Annotated in this window: 22 protein-coding genes and 1 rRNA gene (1 of these 23 only partly in view); 13 read left to right on the forward strand and 10 right to left on the reverse strand. The window is 39.1% G+C overall.

The window, feature by feature from the left end; genetic code table 11:
• Window positions 1-39 precede the first annotated feature (39 nt).
• A complete protein-coding gene (rplJ, locus tag IGI50_RS05160; protein ID WP_010746468.1) occupies window positions 40-540 on the forward strand; it encodes a 50S ribosomal protein L10 in 501 nt (166 codons plus the stop codon).
• A gap of 53 nt (window positions 541-593) precedes the next feature.
• Complete coding sequence (rplL, locus tag IGI50_RS05165; protein ID WP_010746467.1) at window positions 594-965, forward strand: 50S ribosomal protein L7/L12; 372 nt, start codon at window positions 594-596, stop codon at window positions 963-965.
• 110 nt (window positions 966-1,075) lie between these two features.
• Here the strand turns inward: rplL and IGI50_RS05170 are convergent, their stop codons facing one another.
• Entirely contained in the window at window positions 1,076-1,708 is a 633-nt protein-coding gene (locus IGI50_RS05170) for a hypothetical protein (RefSeq protein WP_438776366.1), read from the reverse strand.
• Between the two features lie 190 nt (window positions 1,709-1,898).
• Here IGI50_RS05170 and IGI50_RS05175 point away from each other — a divergent pair, with 190 nt between their 5' ends.
• Both IGI50_RS05175 and IGI50_RS05180 read left to right on the forward strand, forming a co-directional pair.
• Window positions 1,899-2,300 (forward strand): organic hydroperoxide resistance protein, encoded by a 402-nt coding sequence (locus IGI50_RS05175; protein WP_010746465.1) that lies wholly within the window; start codon window positions 1,899-1,901, stop codon window positions 2,298-2,300.
• A gap of 224 nt (window positions 2,301-2,524) precedes the next feature.
• Window positions 2,525-3,178, forward strand: a complete 654-nt coding sequence (locus tag IGI50_RS05180) for an MIP/aquaporin family protein (RefSeq protein ID WP_438776367.1) — start codon at window positions 2,525-2,527, stop codon at window positions 3,176-3,178.
• 69 nt (window positions 3,179-3,247) lie between these two features.
• On the opposite strand, the gene IGI50_RS05185 is transcribed toward IGI50_RS05180, so the two are convergent.
• The 3 genes from IGI50_RS05185 to IGI50_RS05195 form a co-directional block, all read right to left on the reverse strand.
• The gene (locus IGI50_RS05185; RefSeq protein WP_438776368.1) at window positions 3,248-3,676 is read right to left on the reverse strand and encodes a hypothetical protein; all 429 of its coding nucleotides are present in this window, start codon (window positions 3,674-3,676) and stop codon (window positions 3,248-3,250) included.
• Between the two features lies 1 nt (window position 3,677).
• Entirely contained in the window at window positions 3,678-3,875 is a 198-nt protein-coding gene (locus IGI50_RS05190; RefSeq protein ID WP_010746462.1) for a helix-turn-helix transcriptional regulator, read from the reverse strand.
• A 126-nt stretch (window positions 3,876-4,001) separates the two neighbouring features.
• On the reverse strand, window positions 4,002-5,336 hold the full coding sequence (locus tag IGI50_RS05195; RefSeq protein ID WP_438776369.1) for an amino acid permease: 1,335 nt from the start codon (window positions 5,334-5,336) through the stop codon (window positions 4,002-4,004).
• 453 nt (window positions 5,337-5,789) lie between these two features.
• On the opposite strand from IGI50_RS05195, the gene IGI50_RS05200 reads away from it, so the two are divergent.
• Window positions 5,790-6,032, forward strand: a complete 243-nt coding sequence (locus tag IGI50_RS05200; protein ID WP_010746460.1) for a GlsB/YeaQ/YmgE family stress response membrane protein — start codon at window positions 5,790-5,792, stop codon at window positions 6,030-6,032.
• A gap of 40 nt (window positions 6,033-6,072) precedes the next feature.
• On the opposite strand, the gene IGI50_RS05205 is transcribed toward IGI50_RS05200, so the two are convergent.
• Window positions 6,073-7,014, reverse strand: coding sequence for a 2-dehydropantoate 2-reductase (locus IGI50_RS05205; RefSeq protein WP_218256993.1), 942 nt, complete (start codon window positions 7,012-7,014; stop codon window positions 6,073-6,075).
• Between the two features lie 275 nt (window positions 7,015-7,289).
• Between IGI50_RS05205 and IGI50_RS05210 the strand changes: the two genes are divergently transcribed.
• The 4 genes from IGI50_RS05210 to IGI50_RS05225 all read left to right on the forward strand — a co-directional run bounded on the left by IGI50_RS05210 (window position 7,290) and on the right by IGI50_RS05225 (window position 11,632).
• The gene (locus IGI50_RS05210; protein WP_438776370.1) at window positions 7,290-8,345 is read left to right on the forward strand and encodes a DUF871 domain-containing protein; all 1,056 of its coding nucleotides are present in this window, start codon (window positions 7,290-7,292) and stop codon (window positions 8,343-8,345) included.
• The gene (murQ, locus tag IGI50_RS05215) at window positions 8,342-9,232 is read left to right on the forward strand and encodes an N-acetylmuramic acid 6-phosphate etherase (protein WP_438776371.1); all 891 of its coding nucleotides are present in this window, start codon (window positions 8,342-8,344) and stop codon (window positions 9,230-9,232) included. Before IGI50_RS05210 ends, murQ begins: the two co-directional genes overlap by 4 nt.
• A 12-nt stretch (window positions 9,233-9,244) precedes the next feature.
• The gene (locus tag IGI50_RS05220) at window positions 9,245-11,200 is read left to right on the forward strand and encodes a glucose PTS transporter subunit IIA (RefSeq protein ID WP_438776372.1); all 1,956 of its coding nucleotides are present in this window, start codon (window positions 9,245-9,247) and stop codon (window positions 11,198-11,200) included.
• A 114-nt stretch (window positions 11,201-11,314) separates the two neighbouring features.
• Window positions 11,315-11,632: a DUF1905 domain-containing protein gene (locus IGI50_RS05225; protein WP_438776373.1), complete on the forward strand. Its 318-nt coding sequence runs from the start codon at window positions 11,315-11,317 to the stop codon at window positions 11,630-11,632.
• A gap of 41 nt (window positions 11,633-11,673) precedes the next feature.
• Here IGI50_RS05225 and IGI50_RS05230 read toward each other — a convergent pair whose 3' ends face one another.
• Window positions 11,674-12,525: a MurR/RpiR family transcriptional regulator gene (locus IGI50_RS05230; RefSeq protein ID WP_010746454.1), complete on the reverse strand. Its 852-nt coding sequence runs from the start codon at window positions 12,523-12,525 to the stop codon at window positions 11,674-11,676.
• A gap of 141 nt (window positions 12,526-12,666) precedes the next feature.
• On the opposite strand from IGI50_RS05230, the gene IGI50_RS05235 reads away from it, so the two are divergent.
• Window positions 12,667-13,302, forward strand: a complete 636-nt coding sequence (locus tag IGI50_RS05235; protein WP_438776374.1) for a VTT domain-containing protein — start codon at window positions 12,667-12,669, stop codon at window positions 13,300-13,302.
• 48 nt (window positions 13,303-13,350) lie between these two features.
• Here the strand turns inward: IGI50_RS05235 and IGI50_RS05240 are convergent, their stop codons facing one another.
• The 4 genes from IGI50_RS05240 to IGI50_RS05255 form a co-directional block, all read right to left on the reverse strand.
• Window positions 13,351-14,145: a metallophosphoesterase gene (locus IGI50_RS05240; RefSeq protein ID WP_438776375.1), complete on the reverse strand. Its 795-nt coding sequence runs from the start codon at window positions 14,143-14,145 to the stop codon at window positions 13,351-13,353.
• A gap of 85 nt (window positions 14,146-14,230) precedes the next feature.
• On the reverse strand, window positions 14,231-15,238 hold the full coding sequence (locus tag IGI50_RS05245; RefSeq protein WP_010746451.1) for a LacI family DNA-binding transcriptional regulator: 1,008 nt from the start codon (window positions 15,236-15,238) through the stop codon (window positions 14,231-14,233).
• Between the two features lie 21 nt (window positions 15,239-15,259).
• Window positions 15,260-15,919 (reverse strand): beta-phosphoglucomutase, encoded by a 660-nt coding sequence (gene pgmB / locus IGI50_RS05250; RefSeq protein WP_438776376.1) that lies wholly within the window; start codon window positions 15,917-15,919, stop codon window positions 15,260-15,262.
• Entirely contained in the window at window positions 15,912-18,197 is a 2,286-nt protein-coding gene (locus tag IGI50_RS05255) for a glycoside hydrolase family 65 protein (protein ID WP_438776377.1), read from the reverse strand. The genes pgmB and IGI50_RS05255 overlap by 8 nt, the downstream gene beginning before the upstream one ends.
• 334 nt (window positions 18,198-18,531) lie before the next feature.
• On the opposite strand from IGI50_RS05255, the gene IGI50_RS05260 reads away from it, so the two are divergent.
• From IGI50_RS05260 to IGI50_RS05270, 3 genes are all read left to right on the forward strand, one after another.
• Window positions 18,532-20,715, forward strand: coding sequence for a PTS transporter subunit IIBC (locus IGI50_RS05260; protein ID WP_438776378.1), 2,184 nt, complete (start codon window positions 18,532-18,534; stop codon window positions 20,713-20,715).
• 30 nt (window positions 20,716-20,745) lie between these two features.
• Complete coding sequence (locus IGI50_RS05265; RefSeq protein WP_438776379.1) at window positions 20,746-21,555, forward strand: endonuclease/exonuclease/phosphatase family protein; 810 nt, start codon at window positions 20,746-20,748, stop codon at window positions 21,553-21,555.
• A gap of 423 nt (window positions 21,556-21,978) precedes the next feature.
• Window positions 21,979-22,723: ribosomal RNA gene (locus tag IGI50_RS05270) — 16S ribosomal RNA — on the forward strand; it runs 814 nt beyond the window's last position.

Consider the following 22,723-nt stretch of genomic DNA (forward strand, 5'->3'; position numbering starts at 1 on the left):
AAAATGCTCTTCCATCAAAATCAGGAGGTGAAATATATAATGAGTGAAGTAGCAATCGCTAAAAAAGCCGCTATCGTTGATGAAGTCACTGAAAAATTCAGCGCAGCAGCTTCAGCCGTTATCGTTGATTACCGTGGTTTAACAGTAGAACAAGTGACTGAATTACGTAAACAATTACGCGACGCTAACGTTGAAATGAAAGTTATCAAAAATTCTATCTTGGTTCGTGCAGCTGAAAAAGCTGGTTTGAACGGATTAGAAGAAGTATTCTCAGGACCTACTGCTGTTGCATTTAGTAATGAGGATGTAGTTGCCCCAGCTAAAATTATCGATGAATTCGCTAAAACAGCTGACAAACTAGAAATCAAAGGCGGGATTATTGAAGGAAAAGTAGCTTCTATCGAAGAAATTACTGCTCTTGCAAAACTACCGAACCGCGATGGACTTCTTTCTATGCTATTATCTGTCCTTCAAGCGCCAGTCCGCAACGTGGCTTACGCTGTGAAAGCAGTCGCAGAAAAAGAAGAAGAAGTAGCTTAATCGCTGCATAAAATATAAAACAAAAAAACTTACCTAAACGGAGGAAATTTAAAATGGCATTGAACATTGAAAACATTGTCGAAGAACTTAAAGGCGCGACAATCTTAGAATTAAACGACTTAGTTAAAGCTATCGAAGACGAATTTGGCGTAACTGCTGCTGCTCCTGTAGCTGCTGTTGCTGGCGGAGCTGCTGCTGGCGCTGCTGAAGAACAAACTGAATTTACAGTTGAATTAACAGCTGTAGGTGACCAAAAAGTTAAAGTTATCAAAGCAGTTCGTGAAGCAACTGGTCTTGGCTTGAAAGAAGCTAAAGCTGTAGTTGATGGCGCTCCTGCACCAGTTAAAGAAGATGTATCTAAAGAAGACGCTGAAGCACTTAAAGCTGCTTTAGAAGAAGTTGGCGCATCTGTAACATTAAAATAATCACTATTGATTATTACGACAGGGATCTGAATTCAGATCCCTGTTTTTTTGTTTAGAAGTCAAAAAATCCGAGCCGATAAGTTGGGCCCGGATGAATTCTATTATTTACTTTATTGTAAAACCTCGATCATAACATCACTTTGTTCTTCAGTTACATTTCCCGCATAATTCGGAGTGGCTAAAGATAGCCCGCCTTGTTTATTATGAAACAGATACAAAACTCCAGATTGATTATTTGAATTGATGGCACCAGACTGCTGTTGCCCAACAGTCAAGGTAGTACTTACTTTAACGGTTCTAATATCATTTGTATTTGCTGAAAAAACACGAATCGATTTAACAGGATTATTTTGCATTGTCAAATTGTAAACTGCTTCACTAGGCGTATCCACGTTAAAAGTGACCTGATTTGTATTAGTATTTATATTGATCGAATCCGGAACATTCATACCAGTGAAGTAAAAGGTTGCGTAACCGCCAAATTCACTGCTGGATACAGTGTCAACTGTTTGCTGTGCCGTTGAGGAAGTGGACTCAGAGACTGTTGAATGATTTGTTGAATGTTTGGATGCAGATGATTCAGACGTCTGATCAATACTGGATGATTCTTGGCTAATCGATGTTGAACTTTCTTCAGAAACTGGATCACTACTTGAGGATTCGTTCGTTTGTTGCGATGAATCACGAGAACATCCAACTAGCAAGAAAGCTGTAACTAAAAATGCTACAAAAATTTTTTTCAAAGACAATCCCCCCTTCATACTAGATTATAGCAAAAAAACATGAATTTGTAATCGTTTGCACAAACTGCTTGAAAGTGGATGAAATTCGATATAAGAAGTCAAAAGATTTTATTTAATGAGCAATATCTTTGTATAGATAATGAATAACGCGTAGACTATTAATCAAGAAGTAGAAAAGGACTGATTGAATTTGAAGAAAATGTATGAAACAGCGATGATCAACCATGGCGGACGTACGGGTGATGTACAAGCGCCGAACGGAAGCATGAAAATGAAGATCGAACCACCTTCAATTCATGCAGAAGGAACGAACCCAGAACAATTGTTTGCAGCGGGTTACGCTTCATGTTTCAATGGCGCAGTTCATCATATGTTAAAAGAGCATAATATTGAATCTGATGCGGAAGTAAAAGCAAGAGTTTCTTTATATCAGCTTGATGATGGCGGTTATCAAATCGGAGTGATCTTAGAAACTTCATTGCCAGGTGTTGAAAAAGAAGAAGCGCAAAAAATTGTAGAAGAAGCTCATGAATTCTGCCCATACTCAAAAGCCACTCGTGGTAACATCGATGTAGAAGTAGTATTGGTATAGTTTAGAAACTCCTCAAATTTTGAGGGGTTTTTCTTTTCAACAATTTATGTAATGAAATGTAAGTACAAGAACTATCAGTGAAATAACGTTCTTTATTATAAAAAATATTTTTGGGATTTAGTGAAAAAGAGAAGAAAATAAGACGGATTACTTATTGCTTTACAAAAAATAAAGAGTTAAATAAACTAAACTCTCAACTATTTTGTAAAGGATGTGGAATGAAAATGAAAAAATATTTAGCAGAATTCATAGGTACCTTTATGCTTGTTTTTCTTGGAACTGGTACAGTCGTTATTGCTAAAGGCGGCGCATTAACCATTGGGTTAGCATTTGGATTGGCGATTACAATCATGGCGTATGCAGTAGGTGGTATTTCTGGAGGGAACTTCAATCCTGGCGTATCTATCGCTATGATGATTAACAAGCGTTTAGCTGTGAAGGATGGTATTTTTTATATCATCGCCCAAGCGTTAGGTTCAATTGTAGCTTCAGCAATTTTATATAGTTATGTTCATGCGCTAAAATTACCTAGCGACGGTTTTGGTCAAACGGATTTTCCAAATATTAGTGCAGCTCAAGCCTTTGGTGTAGAAACATTGATCACCTTCTTATTCGTGTTTGTTATCTTGATGGTAACGAGTGCGAAATACGGTAACGCTCAAATGGCTCCGTTAGCTATTGGGATTACATTAGCTTTCTTGATTATCGTTGCATTGAATTTGACAGGTGGTTCATTGAATGCTGCACGTAGTTTAGGGCCCGCACTTTTTGCTGGCGGTAGTGCTCTATCACATTACTGGGTTTACCTTTTAGCACCAACTCTAGGTGCAGTCATTGCAGCTTTTGTTGCTAAGTTTATGGGTAGCGAAGAAAAATAATATTAAAAAAGCGATCCACAATGATCAAACTTCATAAAGTTTGGTTTATTGGGATCGCCTTTTTTATTTTTAGTGTACTTTCTCAATCTTCCCTCGATGATAAATAGAATAACCAATGACAAATAAATAGGCAACAACTAGTGGGATGAGAACATTGAAAGATATCCCCATTAGCGCAAATGTGAGCAACAGGGCAGAGTAAACATAAAGCATCATATCATAGCCTTTTGCTTTCGCCATATTACCAATCATAACATTCCGTTCATCTTTAGTATCAATTTCAATTTGCTTTGCCAGTTGTGGGTCGTTTTCCATTGATTTTTTACTGATAAATTCGCCAACGCCATTTCCAAATAATCCGCAGCCTATGCCGATGCAAAGGTATGGCAATGACCTCATGACATTTTGAGGATTATCAATGGCTTTGATCAAATAAAAACCTGCTAAAATCAACAGTACTCCGAATAGTGCAATAAGTAGATCCTTTTTGTTCTTCATTTTACTCCTCCTCATAAATAAAAATATCCTCAATTGTCATATCAAAAAACTTGGCGATCTTAAATGCCAATACAATGGATGGATTATAACGGTCGTTTTCCAAAGAGCCGATTGTTTGTCGTGAAACTTCTAAAGCAGTCGCTAAATCTTCCTGTTTAATGCCTCTTTCTTTACGAATTTCTTCTAGTCGATTTTTCATTGGTAACCTCCAAAAGGAAAGTAAGCTTTACATCTCATTTATAGTATAAAAGATAATCTCACAAATGTAAAGCTTGCTTTCCATGAAAAAACGCATCAATCATCCGTAGATTGATGCGTTGCTCGTTTAAATTTGTTCTGAAATAGGATCGGTTTGTTTCTTACGGTAGCTGAATAGAATAACTAAATAGATGCAGGCCGTGAAAAGTGTTACAACGATTGGGTTGTTCATAAGGATTCCGATGAAGATCAATCCTAAAACTAAAATGACTAATCCGCTGAAGAAGCGTTCTGACCATGTTCCTTTTTTTAAGGCTAATACAAAGGCGGCTACACTAATCAACAACCAAGTCAATAGAACAGAATAGGACAACGAGCCCACTAAATAATTAAACAGCTTGTTCCCTAAGAAATATGAAAGGATAACGCCTAGATAAAGTGTGCCTGTGCAAAATAAAACGGCTCTTTGTGGCACTTGGTGTTTGTTCAGTGCTGCTAGTTTAGACGTAAAACCGTCATTGTCTTTAACACGGAAGTATAACGTTCTGGATGAAGCATACACACCAGAGTTAATTGAAGAAAACAATGCCAGCACAATAACAAAATTCACGATATCAGTTGCAAAAGGGATATGCATTTTTTGAAATACCATGACAAACGGACTAACCGTTGTTGCTGATAAAGTGTCCCAACGATAAATAATCAGCAGTAAGGTCATTGGTACGATATAAAATGAAATGATGCGTCCCATAACTCCTTTGATTGCTTTAGGAATCGCCGTTTTTGGATCTTCCGTTTCACTCACTGTAATGGCGATCAACTCAGAACCGCCATAGGAATATATAACAACTAAAAGAGAACTTACTAAACCATGAAGACCATGAGGAGTGAATCCTCCATGACTATTCATACGAGAAATCGTATCAACGAAGCCAATATTAAAGACCTCATGCGCGACTAGATAGGCGCTAAAGACGATCAAAATGATAATGACCGCTATTTTGATAAATGCTAGCCAGTATTCAGTCTCGGCAAACAATCGTACGGAATACAAATTAATCATTGTCGTAAGTATCGCTAGGATCAACACGAAAATCCATGAAGGGACGTTGGGAAACCATAATTGCATGAAACTAGCGGCGGCTACCGCCTCAGCAATAATATTAACCATCCATAATGACCAGTATAACCAGTCAATAAAATCTGCTGTACGATCACCAAGAAAGGGTTTAATAATACCAGATAAGCCTTGAACATTGTCGCTGTTTAAAACTAAGCGACCTAAACCATTCATTACAATGAAGAGTACTAAGCCTCCAAGTAAGAAGGCCAAGATGACAGAAGGACCGGCGATGCCGATTGCTTCACCGCTTCCTTTGAACAATCCCGCACCGATTGCACCGCCAAGCGCGAGCATCATAATGTGGCGTGAAGTCATTTGTTTTTGTAATTTATTTTCCATAAAGCTGCCTCGTTTCTAAATTGAGAGAATAATTTGTAGATTTGAAATATTCTGATAATTATTTGTCAATAATAGCAGAATGTTCTGACAATTCAATTTTAGTGAAAAATTTTTCATTCCTTTTTCACTAAATCACTATAATCAGCTAGTGTTCTGTTATTTTAATAAAAAAATTCTTACTATATGATTAAAAAGAGAAAAAACAAAAATTGTTAACCATGTGAGATAAAAATTCTTTTTTACTAGTAAAAAGATGTTTTTTTACTTCAGGATTTTCTTTTTATGAGAAATTTTTGGAGTTGGACTATCATAGGCAAAAAAGCTCTTCATTTCAATGTTTTTAGCTTTAAAAAAGAAAATTTCCGACAATCTTTGAGCAGATTAATGGGAAAATTTGAAGCTTATTTGTAACATAATAATGTAATTATTTTATATAGAAAGAGGGAGAGAAGAATGGGTTGGTTATGGACTTTAATCATTGGTGCATTAATCGGTGTGATTGCAGGTGCAATTACAAAAAAAGGCGGTTCAATGGGCTGGATTGCAAACATTGTTGCTGGTTTAGTCGGTTCTGCAATTGGTCAAGCGTTACTTGGCTCATGGGGGCCTAGCTTAGCAGGTATGGCACTAGTTCCTTCTATTATTGGTGCAGTTATTGTTGTTGCAGTAGTTTCATTCTTTATTGGAAGAAAGTAATTATTCATCCGTAAATAAAAAAAGCGCCTAGGCGCTTTTTTTATTTTGCATTCAATAACTCTTCCTTTGCATGAATGAGTTGGGTTAAAAAGGCACAGTAAGGTGTTTCAATTTGATGTTTTCTCCCTTTTTGCCAAACAGCTCCATTGATATAGTCAATTTCTGTTTTTCGATGATTGCGGATCAAATCCTGATACATTGATGGAAAATGCAATCCCTGAGTTTTAACATCATAAGTTGCTTCAATAGCGCGAATAACCTGCGGCTGATCCAATTCGATTCCTTCCATTTTGGCAACTGAAGCAAATTCTTCAACAATTGTTTCAATTAAATTCTTGGCTCCGGTTAATGCGCCGAAGTCAGCGATGTTGCAATCTAGGATTGTACACAAACCATTAAGTGTCCCATTAATACAAGCTTTCTTCCAAATGGAATATCGAACATTGGTACTATAAATAGGATTTAATCCAGCTTTTTGGAAGACGTTTAACACTTCCAATGTGAAGGACTTTCCTTCAGAGGCTAAATTCTCCATCTCTATACTTCCAGTGCCAACTAATTTTGCGTGTCCCGGTCCAGCAAGTCCAGCAGTCCAAGTTGTGGTACCAAAAATAATGTTTTCTTTTGGTACGAACTTTGATAGTGTCTCTTCGTGACCCAGCCCATTCAATAGACAAAAGACGAAAGTATCCTTACCAATAATCGGTTGGATATCTTGAAACATTGATTCAAGCTGCATAGATTTAGTCAATGCGATAACTAGGTCAACATTTGCATGATCTTCCACGATTTCCTCTGGTGAGTAGATTGGTAGATGTGCGACGACTTCATGATCCTCAAACTCTCCGATCAATCCTTTTTCACGTATAGCCTGAATATGATCCGGCCAGCGATCGATTAGTATTACCTCATTGTTTGCTTGATGGAGCATTAATCCGATGCGACTCCCCATTGCACCCGCTCCAGCAATTGCGATTTTCATAGTGAGATTTCCCCTTTCAAGTTCCATAGACAGTATACATAAAAAAGCCTAAAAAGGCGGGTTATGTGCTCTTGCAAGAAATGATATTTCATATAAAATAAAATAATTATGAAATAGTGTTGCATTTTGTCGTGGATGCGTTTATAATCATCTCGTAAAGTTGAAATGGTTTTCATTAACGAACCGTTTAATTTTTACTTTTATAAGAATGAGAGTATCTTAGAAAAATTCTTTACTTTAAATGCTAGTGATTGCCATGAGATAGGAGGAAGCCCATGTTTGGATTTTCAATTTTTCTAAATGAAAGCCTAACCAATGAAACAAAACAATATATAGCAGAGATGGCACAAACAGGTTTTTCAGGTATTTTTACTTCGTTACATATTCCTGAAGATGATGCCTCGCATTATCGAAAGCGCTTGACTGATTTAGGTGATATTGCCAAAAAATATCAATTAGATTTAATGGTGGATATTTCAGGTGATGCTTTGACTCGTGCCGGTTTTTCTTTTCATCAAATAAAGGAACTTATTGAGATTGGTGTTACCGGACTACGGATGGATTATCATATCAGCAACCAGCAGATTGCTGAACTATCTCAAGAGATATCAATTGCTTTAAATGCATCAACGATTACGGAAATGGACATTCAGGAATTACGAAAAGCAGGAGCGGATTTCGATCATTTAGAAGCGTGGCACAATTATTATCCACGACCTGAAACTGGGCTAGATAAAAATTGGTATCATACAAAAAATCTCTGGTTGCGTTCACAGGGTTTTACAATTCAAGGATTTGTTCCGGGAGATAAAAAATTTAGAGGCCCGCTATTCAAAGGACTGCCGACGCTGGAAGAACATCGTGGGATGCACCCGTTAGCAGCAGCTTTAGATCTATTAAAGGATACCGACAAAGTTTATATCGGCGACAGTGGGTTATCCGAAGAAGTACTGGAGCAATTTTCTTTCTATATTAAAGAAAAAAGTTTAAAACTAAGTGTCGAAGCATATGATGAGCAAATTGAGTACGTCTTAGGAGATCACATCAATCGTCAAGACGAGGCGCGTGATGTGGTACGTAGTGCGGAGGCTCGGTTTAAGAAAATTCCTCACGTTCGCCCATTGCCGGCACAAGAACGAACTGTCGGGAGCGTAACCATTGATAATGCGAACTACTTGCGTTACATGGGGGAAATTCAAATAGTAAAACGAAAGCTAGCGGCAGATGAAAAGGTAAATGTCGTTGGACGAATAACGAAAAAGGATCAAGCTTTGATAGAACATATTAAAGCAGGACAGAAATTTAGCTTAGAGAGTGTGGAGAAAGAATGATTAATTTAGAAAACTTAACAACAGAACGACGTAATGAAACAACTTTTGGTTTAGATGAAATGAGTGTAGCAGAAGCAGTTAAGCTAATGAACCAAGAAGACCATAAGGTTCCGGATGCAGTGGCAGAACAATTGCCGCAAATTGAAAAAGTTATCGAAGCAACGATCACCGCGTTTAAAAATGGAGGGCGATTGATTTATATGGGCGCAGGTACAAGCGGCCGCTTAGGTGTTTTAGATGCTGCGGAATGTGTACCAACGTTTGGTGTTGAACCTGAAATGGTGGTTGGTTTGATTGCAGGTGGCGAACAAGCGATGACTGTCGCGGTGGAAGGCGCTGAGGATGATGCAGAATTAGGTGCACAAGATTTGAAAGATCTAAAATTAAACGAAAATGACATGGTGATCGGTATTGCAGCAAGTGGCCGTACTCCTTACGTCATAGGTGGATTGGATTATGCTCGTTCGATCGGTGCAGCAACTGGAACGATTTCATGTAATAAAGGGGCCGAAATCAGCAAGCATGCGGCACTGCCAATCGAAGTTGATTGCGGACCAGAGTTCCTAACCGGTTCAACTCGTTTGAAGTCAGGGACAGCTCAAAAATTGATTCTGAATATGATCTCTACTATCAGCATGATTGGAATTGGAAAAGTTTATAACAATTTAATGGTGGATGTAAAACCAACTAATGAAAAACTTGTTGAGCGTTCAAAACGAATTATCATGCAAGCCACAGACGCAGATTATGAAACTGCCGCTCGTTACTTTGAAGAGGCTGAACAAAATGTTAAATTGGCAATCGTGATGATTTTGACGAACAGTACGAAAGACGAAGCAGCTGAAAAATTAATCCAAGCCGATGGATTTGTTAAAAAGACAATTTAGGAGGGAAGAACTATGGCGAAAGAAGAATTAAGCTTAAATCAAATTGCTAAAGAGATCTATGAAGGTGCCGGTGGGATGGAGAACGTTCAGAGCGTAGTCCATTGTATGACGCGAGTGCGCATGAGTGTTCGCGATGATAGTAAAGTCGATCAGGCAAAATTAAAGAGTATCCCTGGTGTCCTTGGCGTTGTTGATGATGAACAACTTCAGGTAATCATTGGTCCCGGTAAAGTGAACAAGGTTGCGAAAGAAATGGTGGATATCGCTGGAGTTGGTCTAGGAGAGGAATTACCTCACGGTTCTGGGAAGGACAAGGTGAATGCTAAGGCTGCTGAAATGAAAGCCGCACAAAAAGCGAAACAAAAGAATTCCCCATTTAAAGCTATTTTAAAAGATATCTCAAATATTTTTGTTCCGATGATCCCGGCATTCGTTGGGTCTGGATTAGTCGCTGGTATCGCAGCGATCCTAACGAACTTAGTGACTGCAGGCACGATTGATGCAGCGAATTGGCAACAAATCATCGATGTAATGAACATCTTAAAAAATGGAATGTTTACGTATTTGGTCATTTTTACAGGAGTAAATTCGGCACAAGTATTTGGTGCTAACCCGACGCTTGGTGGAGTAATTGGTGCGGTGGTATTGTTAACGGGAATGAACCCGGAAGCGCCGATTAAAAATTTATTCACTGGTGATGCCTTAGCTGCTGGGCAAGGCGGGATTATCGGTGTTATCTTCGCCGTTTGGTTACTATCAATCGTTGAAAAGAAATTACATCAAATTATTCCGGATGCGGTAGATATTATTATCACTCCAATGCTCTCCTTGTTAGTAATAGGCTTACTGGAAATCTTCTTGATTATGCCGCTAGCAGGTTTCATTTCTAATGGAATGGTCGGTGGAATCAACTGGGTATTATCAGTAGGTGGAGCGTTCTCTGGCTTTGTTTTAGGAGCATTGTTCCTACCGATGGTTATGTTTGGCTTGCATCAGATTTTGACACCGATTCATATTCAAATGATCGGGGAAACAGGTAAAACACTATTGTTACCAATCTTAGCAATGGCTGGTGCTGGACAAGTGGGTGCCGCTTTCGCATTATGGATGAAACTTCGTAAGGACAAAGAATTGACTGAAATGATCAAAGGAGCGCTGCCTGTTGGTATCTTAGGTATCGGTGAACCATTGATCTATGGGGTTACATTGCCATTAGGTCGTCCATTTATTACTGCGTGTATCGGCGGTGGTATCGGTGGTGGCGTGCTTGGCGCATTAGGCGGCATTGGTGCGATCGCTATTGGCCCTTCTGGTGTTGCCTTGATTCCATTAATTGCTGATGGACGCTGGTGGGGGTATGTGCTTGGCTTGTTAGCTGCATATATTGGCGGGTTTGTTGCAACGTACTTCTTTGGTATCCCTAAAGATAAATTAGCAGAACAAAAGTTGGCTGAGGAAACAATCATCGACTCAAAAGAATCAGCAAACAATACAACAGTATCAGCACATGAAACAACTGTTTTCACCTCAGTTGCTAATGGTTCTGTTCATCCGCTAGAAGAAGCGGCGGATCCAGTTTTTGCGGATAAAATGATGGGAGAAGGCTACTTTGTTGAGCCAACAGATGGAGCGATTTTTACTCCAGTAGCTGGAAAAATCTCAACTATTTTTCCAACAAAACACGCGATTGGCATCACAACTGCTAGTGGATTAGAAGTTCTGCTTCATATGGGAATCAATACGGTAGAACTTGACGGGAAACCTTTTGAAGTGCTAGTAAAAGAAGGGCAAAATGTTACACCTGAAACACAGCTTGCTTCTGTAGACTTATCAGCAATTAAAGAGGCTGGTAAAGGCACATCTATGATGGTACTAATTACTAATATGAATGATGTAGAAACGCATGTACTTGAAAAAACTGGTGCTGTTAGTGCTTCAGAAGAAGTATTTAAGGCAACGACAAAATAAAGAGTATACTGAGCAGATCCTTTTGATCTGCTCTTTTTTGCAATATAAGACTTTAAGAGTTTCCAACGATTACTCTATGCTACAATTAATTAAAATAGATTAGGAGGAGAAGATATGGATAATAAAGGGATCAATTATGAGTTTTCCTCAAGTGTTTATTATTATTCTTCGTCACCTCAGATGACTGGTTGGACGATGGTCTCGCTTCCTAAAAATCTTTCGTCAGCTATCCGAGAGGCATTCAAATCTTTAGAAGAGGGATGGGGAAGGATGAAAGTGACGGCAAAAATTGGGCAGACAGAGTGGCAAACAGCTATTTGGTTCGATACGAAGCAGGACACTTATTTGCTTCCTCTTAAAGCGGTGGTTAGAAAAAAAGAAAAGATCACAGAAGAGTCGATGGTAACAGTCAATATTTGGATACAGTATTAAGCAAAAGGCCCTGAAAGGAGTTGTCTCCTTTCAGGGTCTTTTTAAAAATATTTTTTTCGATATTCTTGGACAATCGCGCGGGTCGTATAAATTTTCTCCGCATTTTCCTTGTTGCGGCTGATATAGACATAGAACAATAAATCGATTGTAATAAATTGTGCTAAAATCGAGTCGGTCGCAGCGCTTCGGTAAGTCGCTTCGGTAGGTCGAGAAGTTTGAAGGCAAACATCGGAAAGTTTTGCCAACGGGTTTTGCCCAAACTGAGTCAACGTAATGATTGGAATGCCTAAATCTTTCGCGGTCTCAGCTAATGCGATCAATTCAGAAGTTAAGCCAGAATTTGAAACCAACCAAATAACGGCTTCTTTTTGGTGTAAAACAAGCTGTGGTAGGATCGTGTTATAATCCGGCTCACTAATAATATTTTTTCCTAAGCGGCTCCATTTCTGAACAATATCGGTTGCTGCTAAATTAGATGCTCCGATTCCCAAGACATAACAAAATTCTTTTTCTTCAAGTAATGTGCAGGCTTCAAGAAATTCCTCTTCGTTAAACAAGGCGGTCGTCTCATCGATTGTGTAGCGAGCATTACTTGCTAATTTATTTTTCAAGCTATGGAAGGATTCATCATGATCCACATCACTATACGTATTATTGCTACGTTCCTGCATCGTTTCAGCAGAAAGTTCAATCTTGAAATCAGTTAGGCTATTAAAGCCCATTTTTTTTGAGAAGCGCACAACGGTAGGCGCGCTGGCTCCCGAAGCTTCCGCGATTTCATTCGCTGTCATGCTGGCGGCTTTTTCACTGTTATCACGAATGAAGCAGTAGATTTTTTTTTCGGCTGCAGACATTTCCTTCTGCATGCTTTTCATGTGAGAAAGAACGCTCATAAAATACTCCTTTTCCTCTTTTTTACTATTATACCATTTTCCGTATAATTTTATTTTTTCTATAAAACAATGGGTCCTTCTTTCCTTTTTCTAAAAAAGTCGTATGATAAGAATGGAAACATGTCAGAAGGAGTAGGATGTATGGCTTTAGTTGATTTTATTTTGCATATTGATGCGCACATGGTGTCTTTAGTTCATCAATACGGTCTTGGGATTTACCCCATTTTATTTGCAATTGTTTTTATTGAAACAGGTGTCGTTATTTTTCCATTCTTGCCTGGAGATTCTTTCTTATTTGCGGCAGGGGCATTAACTGCTTTAGGAGGAAACGTTCTTCATCTACCCTATGTGATTGGGATTTGTGTGATTGCAGCGATTTTAGGAGATATGATGAATTACTGGATTGGTCATACATTAGGTGTTAGGGCGTTATATCATAGCCCGATATCTCGTTTTATCAAAGAGGACAAAGTGCGAGAGGCTGAAAACTTTTTTAATGAACGAGGAAAGTGGACGATTTTCTTAGGACGATTTATGCCATTTGTACGTACGTTCATCCCGTTTATTGCTGGTTCGAGTAAAATGAATTGGGGGACGTTTTCTAGTTTCAATATTTTTGGTGCGATTGTCTGGGGAACGGTTGTCAGTGTAGCCGGCTACTTTTTAGGAAATATCCCGATTGTCAGCGATCATTTTTCATTAATTATGCTGCTGATTGTTTTTGTTTCCTTGGTGCCGATCATGATCCCGTATCTTAAACAAATAATTCGCGCATGAAAAAGAGTTTGGAAGACTTTTTGAGTAGAAAAGCTTCCAAACTCTTTTTTATAGATGGAAATACAGGATTTCTGGTGTTACTCTAAAGCGTAAAGGGGGTCCTGTCGTCCCCAATCCAGTATTGACGACTAGCCCTGTTTGAGGTGTCAGCATATAAATACCCTGATCGTAGAGTTTCGACCCAAAATTTTTATAAGGTTTAATTGGAAAACGAATCTGTCCACCATGACTGTGACCAGATAAAATTAGATCGAAACGATCGAGCTGAGGCAAGTGTCTGACTTGATCAGGTTCATGAACCATTAAGACAGAGAAGTCTGCCTCTTTAGGAAGCGTATGATAGTCAGGATGTCCTTCTTGCCCATCATCAATTCCTGTCAGACTAAGTTGATCTACTTGTAAGCTCTGATTTTTCAACAGGACAAATCCGCCATCTTTCAGCATTTGACCTACCGCTGATTGTCCATCGGAACGATAATCATGGTTTCCCAAAATTGCGAATTTTCCTTTTGGGGCATTAATTTTTGCTAGTTGTTGACTAATGGCTGTACAATCGCGAGTTTGCCAATAACGATAGTTTTCGATCAAATCACCGGTAAATAATACAATATCAGGCTGTGCCTGATTCAATTTATTGATAATATTATCAAACCGTTTGGGAGAATAAAACGGTGAGAAGTGGCTGTCGCTGATTTGCGCGATAGTTAAGCCAACTTTTTTTCCGGATTTAATTGTCAATTGTTCATTTCTTATGAGTTGAAAGTGCTTTTCGATCAATTGGTAGGTTACGTAACGGCAATAGATCAGAAAGAGCACCAGCAGTATACCTAAAAGTAGAATCATCTATACCACTTTCCTTCTGATTTTTTGCTAGTATATAAAAAATAACGACCTGTCACAAGTTGGACAGGTCGTATTTAAGGATAATTTAAATCGTGCGAACAGTTTCTCGTTGGATAAGATGATGCGGTACAACTAGTTGGACGCCGCTAGATTGTTTCTGGTCAATTTGTTCCATCAATTTTTGTGTTCCTAGACGACCAAGATCAGAAATATCGATATCAATCGTTGTCAGATAAGGGTGAACAAGTGTTGCAAATATTGAATTGTTGAAGCTGATAACGGATAGATCATCCGGTACTTTATAGCCATGCAGTGTTGCTAATTGGATCATTCTTAAAGCAAAGATATCATCGATAACAACTAAGGCTGTCGCACCCGTTTCCTTGATGACTTCAGGGAAATCTGTGTAATCTTCTGGCTGAAGCATCGTCAACGGTGGATGAGTAGGCAACCCTTGCAGCATCATAGCCTCTTGATAACCGAAATAACGTTCAAAGAAAATGACTTCTTGATTCACGTTTGATACGAACAAGATATTTTTGTGCCCTTTTTCAATTAAGTGCTCCGTAGCCTGCTTCCCTAATAGCTGATTGTCATTATCAACATAAACGATGTCAGCTTCTCTTTTTGCTGGACGCCCAATCAATGTGAAGGGAACTTGATTGCTATACAGATACTCTGCCACAGGATCTTTCTTTTCAGAATAGGTGAGGATAAAGCCATCCACCTGTTTTTGCCGATGCATTCGCGTGACATTTTCTAATAACGTTTGGCTATTGTCAGCAGAGGCGACTGCTGTTGTCACTTGGAATTCTGCGGCTGTTTCATTTACAGCAGTCAATATTTCTAAATAGAAGGGGTTGCCTAACCGTTCCCGTGAGTCAAGGGGCGGTAAAATCACCCCCACAGAATTGGCCCGTTGTTTTCCAAGATTTCGAGCTGTGATATTGGGAAAATACCCCATCTCATCCATGATCTTTCGCACTTTCTGTTTTGTATCATCAGAGATACTAGGGTGATCATTTATTACACGAGAAACAGTAGAAGGAGAGACCTTTGCTTTTTTTGCGACATCTTTAACTGTAAATACCATCTTTCTCTCCTTCCTAAGTGGCTATCTATGCCACTGTTCTTCTAAAAATTCTAAAGTTAATTTGTCAGTAGAATCTACTAAGGGGATATCCTCTCCTAGTTGTTCAGGATTTCCGACACCCACTGGGATAGCATCACTCGCTTTAATTGCAGTGATACCAGCCTGCGCATCTTCAATTCCGAGACATTCTTCAGGGGATAGACCTACGACTTGCGCAGCTAATATAAAAATATCTGGCGCTGGTTTTCCAGCTTTTACTGCTGCTGGATCGGCAATGCCGTCAAAGTATTCTGTAAGTGCCATTTGCTTCAAAAGAAACGGTCCATTTTTACTAGCAGATGCTAGAGCTATTTTAATGTTAGCTTTCTTTAGGGCCTTCAACAATTCTAAAATACCTGGATAAACATCTTTCGGTGAGACAGCTTGAATCATTTCCACATAGTTGTCGTTTTTCATCTTTGCTAAATGATTGAATTCAACTTCGGTAAAATCGTTTTCGCGATTTCCGTGAGCTAGAATCAGGCGTAAAGAATCTTCGCGACTGACGCCTTTTAGCTTCTCGTTGAATTCGCGATCAATCGAGATTCCTAGGTCATCGGCTAATTTCTTCCATGCGAGGTAATGATATTCGGCCGTATCAGTAATGACGCCGTCTAAATCAAATAAAACTCCTTTAAACATGCTGTTCCTCCTGTTCTAAGGGAACGCTTATTGAGCTGCTTAAGGAAATTTCTTTTCCATAAAGCATCATATCTAATGCTGGTCCATCTTTCAAGTCGATTCGTACTTCTTTTTGATTCACTGCTATCGCTAATAAGCGTCCGCGATAATTGATATGGAAAGCGTATTGTTCCCAGTTAGTTGGTAATACTGGTGCGAAGCTAAGGTTTCCAGTATTTGTTTTCATTTGAGCGAATCCTTGTACAATCGCTAACCAGCTGCCGGTCATAGAAGTAATATGAAGACCGTCATCCGTATCGTTGTTGTAGTTGTCTAAATCTAAACGAGCGGTACGTTGATACATCTCCATTGATTTGTCCGTTAGCCCCAATTCAGCCGCTAAAATAGCGTGAATTGAAGGGGAAAGGGAAGACTCGTGAACTGTCATAGGTTCATAAAATTCAAAGTTCTTTCGTTTTTCTTCTTGTGTAAATTGATCACTGAAGAAGTAGATACCTTGCAAAACATCTGCCTGTTTAATGAAGCAAGAACGTAAAATTTTATCCCAAGACCAATTTTGATTCAGGGGCCGATCTGCTGGATCAAGTTCAGAAGTAGGCATTAAATCCTTGTCTAAGAACGTATCATGTTGAACGAAAATACCTAACTCTTCATCAGTTGGGAAGTACATATGGTCGATAATGTCTTGCCATTTCGCCTGTTCTTCTGATGAGATGGTAACAGTTGCCAACGTTTGGAATTTTTTGTAATTTTCCAAAGTATAAGAAAGAACCCAAGTCGCTAGATAATTTGTATACCAGTTATTGTTAATATTGTTCTCGTATTCGTTTGGTCCTGTTACTCCATGAATCATGTATTTTTGTTGACGTTTTGAATAATGCACGCGATCCGCCCAGAAACGTGAGATTTCAGTTAAGACTTCTAAACCTTCCTTTTGAATATAGCTTTCATCGCCAGTATAGGTTGTATAGTTATAAATGGCATGAGCGATTGCTCCATTTCGATGGATTTCCTCAAAAGTAATTTCCCATTCATTATGGCACTCTACACCCGTGAAGGTAACCATTGGGTATAATGCGCCTTTTAAACCTTGCTGCCGCGCGTTGTGCTGAGCCTGTGGTAATTGGTTATGTCGATATTTCAATAAATTTTTAGTGACGTTTGGCTCAGAAATTCCAAGATACATAGGGACTGCGTAGGCTTCTGTATCCCAATAAGTAGCACCGCCGTATTTTTCTCCTGTAAAACCTTTTGGTCCGATATTCAAGCGTTCATCTTCTCCATAATAAGTAGCGAACAATTGGAAAATATTGAAGCGAATCCCTTGTTGAGCTTCATCGTCTCCGTCGATTAAGACATCCGCTAGCGCCCAACGATTTGCCCAAGTAGCATTTTGCTCAGCCAATAAATCTTCAAAAGAAGCATCGTATTCTGTCAATAAGTCGATGGCTTTTAGAGCTTGTTCCGATTCAGGAATATCCCGACTAGTTAAAACAACCACACGTTTTTCTAATTGGATAGGATGTTCCTCTTTTAAATCAAAGGTAAACGTTTCTGCTACTTCTAATAAATCGTCCTGTTGCAGCCCAGGTACGGAGCCAATATGTTTCATTGCACCGGTCACTGAGAATTGCTCAATGCCGAAATTGTTTGGAATCGTTTGTGTCGTTAAAAAGCTGATCTCTTCCTGATGCCCACGTTCTTTTTCTAACCAGAACATTTCTTCGTAATTACTGTCTTCGTTTTGAACATTACTATCTAATTTAGAAACAACTTTTAATTGTGCATCGCCAACCAAAGTTTCTGCTGTAAGTCGAATAACTGCTAATTCTTGCTTAACAACACTTAAAAATCGTTCAAAAGTAAAGCGAACTTTCACTTCATCAACAGCTACAACAAAAGTACGAGAGAGCACACCATTTTTCATATCAAGCTCTAAATCAAAATCTTCAATGTCATTTGTAGCCAGATCAATCTCTTGCTCGTTTATAAACAGTTTCATTTGAATAAAATCAAGCGCGTTGATGACTTTCCCGAAATATTCAGGATACCCATTTTTCCACCAACCAACACGTGTTTTATCAGGATACCAGATGCCTGCTAGGTAGGTTCCTTGATGATGATCTCCTGTGTAGCTTTCCTCAAAATTCCCGCGCATCCCCATATACCCATTTCCGATACTTGTTAGAGATTCCTGTAGACGTCGGTTTTCTTTATCTAACTTAGTCGTGCGAATTTTCCAAGGGTCAATCTCAAAAAGACGTTGTACTTTTTTCATGATAGTCCTCCTTATTTCCTATTAATAGATTTGATGCTTGTATGGATAGTTGCTTAGTTAATTTTTTGATAGAGGTACTTCAGATAGCTCTTTTTTCTATTGTAACTAAAAACTTTACTTGCATCATTCATTTCTTAATACTATAATAAACGCAATCGGTTGCGCAAGTCAAGCGTTAATTTGCTTAATACAATAAGGCTATTTGAAAAGGTTTTTGTGATTTTTAATATTTTTTGTTGAAAGAGTTTACAAATCAAAAGCGAAAGTATATAATGTAAATCAACGAAACCGATTGCGTTGTTGTTAGCAACAGAAAAAAGTAGGAGGAGCAAAGATGAAGGGAATAAAAAAGATTTTTAGTTTTGAGTTTTGGCAGAAGTTCGGGAAGGCCTTAATGGTGGTAATTGCAGTAATGCCGGCGGCGGGGTTAATGATTAGTATAGGTAAATCCTTACCTTTGATTAATGAGAATCTCGGATGGTTAGTTACGACAGGTGGAGTAGTAGAGAATATTGGTTGGGCAATCATTGGAAATTTACATCTGTTGTTTGCCTTGGCAATTGGCGGAAGTTGGGCGAAAGAGCGAGCTGGTGGTGCATTTGCGGCAGGGCTATCATTCATTTTGATTAATAGAATCACCGGTGCGATTTTTGGGATTTCCTCAGATATGCTTGCAGATCCGAGTGCAGTAACTCATACATTGTTTGGACAAAAAATAATGGTAGATGGTTATTTCACAAGTGTCTTGGAGGCTCCTGCATTAAATATGGGAGTGTTTGTCGGTATTATTGCCGGGTTCGTGGGTGCAACAGCTTATAATAAGTATTACAATTTCCGTAAGCTGCCAGAAGTTTTGACTTTCTTTAATGGAAAACGCTTCGTTCCTTTTGTAGTTATCTTACGATCAGTAATAGTTGCGTTAGTTTTGGCACTTGTATGGCCTGTTATTCAAACAGGAATTAATGATTTTGGTAAGTGGATTGCAAATTCACAGGAAACAGCGCCAATCTTAGCGCCTTTCCTTTACGGTACATTGGAACGTTTGCTCTTGCCATTTGGATTGCACCACATGTTGACGATTCCAATGAACTATACACAATTGGGTGGAACCTACGATATCTTGACTGGCGCACAAGCTGGAAGTCAAGTGTTCGGGCAAGATCCTTTATGGTTAGCTTGGGCAACGGACTTAGTTAACTTGAAAAACACTGGTGACATGTCTCAATATCAAGAAGTATTAACTCAGTGGACACCAGCGCGTTTCAAAGTTGGACAAATGATCGGTTCGAGCGGCATTCTGATGGGATTAACGATTGCTATGTATCGTAATGTTGATCCAGACAAAAAGAAAAAATACAAATCTATGTTTCTTTCAGCAGCAGTCGCTGTCTTCTTAACAGGAGTAACTGAACCGCTAGAGTTTATGTTTATGTTTGTCGCGGTACCGCTGTATGCGTGCTATGCAGTGATTCAAGGGGCGGCTTTTGCAATGGCGGATGTCATTAATTTACGTGTCCATTCATTCGGTAACATTGAACTGCTGACTAGGGTACCGATGACGTTGAAAGCGGGACTAGGCGGAGACTTACTAAATTTTGTATTGACTAGTATCGTATTCGGTGTATTTACTTATTTCTTTGCTAATTTTATGATCAAAAAATTCAATTATGCTACACCGGGAAGAAATGGGAATTATGAAGTAGATACTGAAGAAGAAAGTACAGGAACAGCAGACGGTTCTGTTTCTGCCGATTCTCAAATTGTGAAAATTATTAACCTTTTAGGTGGGGCGAAAAACATCACGGATGTAGATGCTTGTATGACTCGGTTACGGGTATCCGTTGCAGATAAAAGCATTGTTGGCGGAGAAGAAGAATGGAAGAAAGCTGGTGCGATGGGTCTACTAGTTAAGGATAATGGTGTTCAAGCGGTGTATGGACCTAAAGCAGATATATTGAAGTCAGATATACAAGATTTACTAGATTCAGGTGTAGAAATTCCTGTAGCTAATCTGCAAAACAATTCATCTGAACATGAGAAAGCAGCAGTGGCGTTCAAAGGTCTCCAAGCTGATATCGTTGCGCCGGCGAATGGTGAGCTCATTCCAATTGATAAAGTAGAAGACGATGTATTCTCACAAAAAATGATGGGTGAAGGGTTTGCGGTGGTTCCTGAAAATGGTGAGATCGCTAGTCCGATAGCAGGAACAATTGTTTCGATTTTCCCAACAAAACATGCGATTGGGATCAAAACGGATGATGATATTGAGGTGTTACTACACATGGGGATTGATACGGTTGATCTTGGTGGTGATGCTTTTGAAATTAAAGTTCGCGAAGGTGAAAAAGTAAAAGCTGGGAAAATTGTGGCAAGCGCAGATTTAGCGACAATTCAAAAAGCAGGAAAAATGACAACGATGATTGTAGTGTTCACTAATGGTGACAAGATTGACAATTACCATTATGATAAAACTGGGCTGGTTTCTCGTGGAGAGAAGATTGGGTCAATCGATTATTAAAGTGGGGCGAGAACAATCAAAGTACTAACCTTGAATACTCATAGCTGGATGGAAACAGATAATCATATGCAGGTCGATATTTTAGCTAAACGAATTGCTAAGGAAGACTATGATTTTGTTGGGCTACAAGAAGTGAATCAGCTCATGGACAGCCCATTGGCAGAACCGGATGAGTATTTTCAACCGACCTCAGAGCAACAAGCGATTCGTCAAGACAACTTTTTGTTTTGTTTGGTCAAATGCTTAAAAGATTTGGGCTGCAACTATTATTGGAGCTGGAGCTATAATCATATCGGCTATGATATTTACCACGAAGGAATCGGATTGCTATCAAAAACACCGATAGAATCGGAAAGTCATCTAATTTCTGAAAGCTCTGATCCAACGGATTATCATACAAGAAAAGTTATGATTAGCACTACCACGATCAATGGTCAAAAAACATTTGTAGCTAGCGCTCATTTCTCTTGGTGGCAAAATGAAAAAAAAGCTTTTGCTTATGAATGGAGTATCATAGAAAAGATATTGCTGGAAAAGCAAGGCTCGTTGATTATGATGGGTGATTTTAACAACGAAGCGAAAAGAATCGGTGAAGGGTATGATTTAGTAAAAAACAGTTCACTTGGTTTGCATGACGCATTCGTTTTGGCAAAAGACAGGTATGGTGAGAATACAGTAGAAAAAGAAATTGACGGTTGGTCAGGGAACGATGCCAAGCTTCGAATCGACTATATTTTGGTATCTGATAATTACGAGGTTAAAAGCTACCATATTGTTTTTGATGGAAATAATGAGTCTATAATTAGTGATCACTTTGGAATAGAAGTAGAGATGGACTAGCAATTAGCTAGTCCATTTTCTATTATAATGAAATTATTTTGAAAAACAGTTGAAAAGTATTTGACATTATTTTTCAATATGATATTATCAATAACGTTGCTGAAACAAGTTGATTTAACAATGGATAATAAATGTTGACAGACTTTTTGTTAAATGTTATTATTTCAAAGTTGTCAATTGAGTTTCAAAACTTTTTCAAAAACAAATGAAAAAAGTTGTTGACATTCACTCGGTAACCTGTTAAGATATAAAAGTTGCTGAAACAAAGCGACGAATAATGTAGACCTTTGAAAACTGAACGAATAAAACAAACCAAATGTGTAGGGCGTTTCTTTTAATAGAAACAAACAACATAGCAAGCAATATGCTAGCAAGTCAATTTTTACAATTGAGCTGATCAGTCGTAAGACTGTTTCAAACACTTTTTATGAGAGTTTGATCCTGGCTCAGGACGAACGCTGGCGGCGTGCCTAATACATGCAAGTCGAACGCTTTTTCTTTCACCGGAGCTTGCTCCACCGAAAGAAAAGGAGTGGCGAACGGGTGAGTAACACGTGGGTAACCTGCCCATCAGAAGGGGATAACACTTGGAAACAGGTGCTAATACCGTATAACAATAGAAACCGCATGGTTTCTATTTGAAAGGCGCTTTTGCGTCACTGATGGATGGACCCGCGGTGCATTAGCTAGTTGGTGAGGTAACGGCTCACCAAGGCAACGATGCATAGCCGACCTGAGAGGGTGATCGGCCACATTGGGACTGAGACACGGCCCAAACTCCTACGGGAGGCAGCAGTAGGGAATCTTCGGCAATGGACGAAAGTCTGACCGAGCAACGCCGCGTGAGTGAAGAAGGTTTTCGGATCGTAAAACTCTGTTGTTAGAGAAGAACAAGGATGAGAGTAGAATGTTCATCCCTTGACGGTATCTAACCAGAAAGCCACGGCTAACTACGTGCCAGCAGCCGCGGTAATACGTAGGTGGCAAGCGTTGTCCGGATTTATTGGGCGTAAAGCGAGCGCAGGCGGTTTCTTAAGTCTGATGTGAAAGCCCCCGGCTCAACCGGGGAGGGTCATTGGAAACTGGGAAACTTGAGTGCAGAAGAGGAGAGTGGAATTCCATGTGTAGCGGTGAAATGCGTAGATATATGGAGGAACACCAGTGGCGA

This window comes from Enterococcus sp. DIV0170, from assembly GCF_051710765.1.
GTDB lineage: Bacteria > Bacillota > Bacilli > Lactobacillales > Enterococcaceae > Enterococcus_A > Enterococcus_A raffinosus.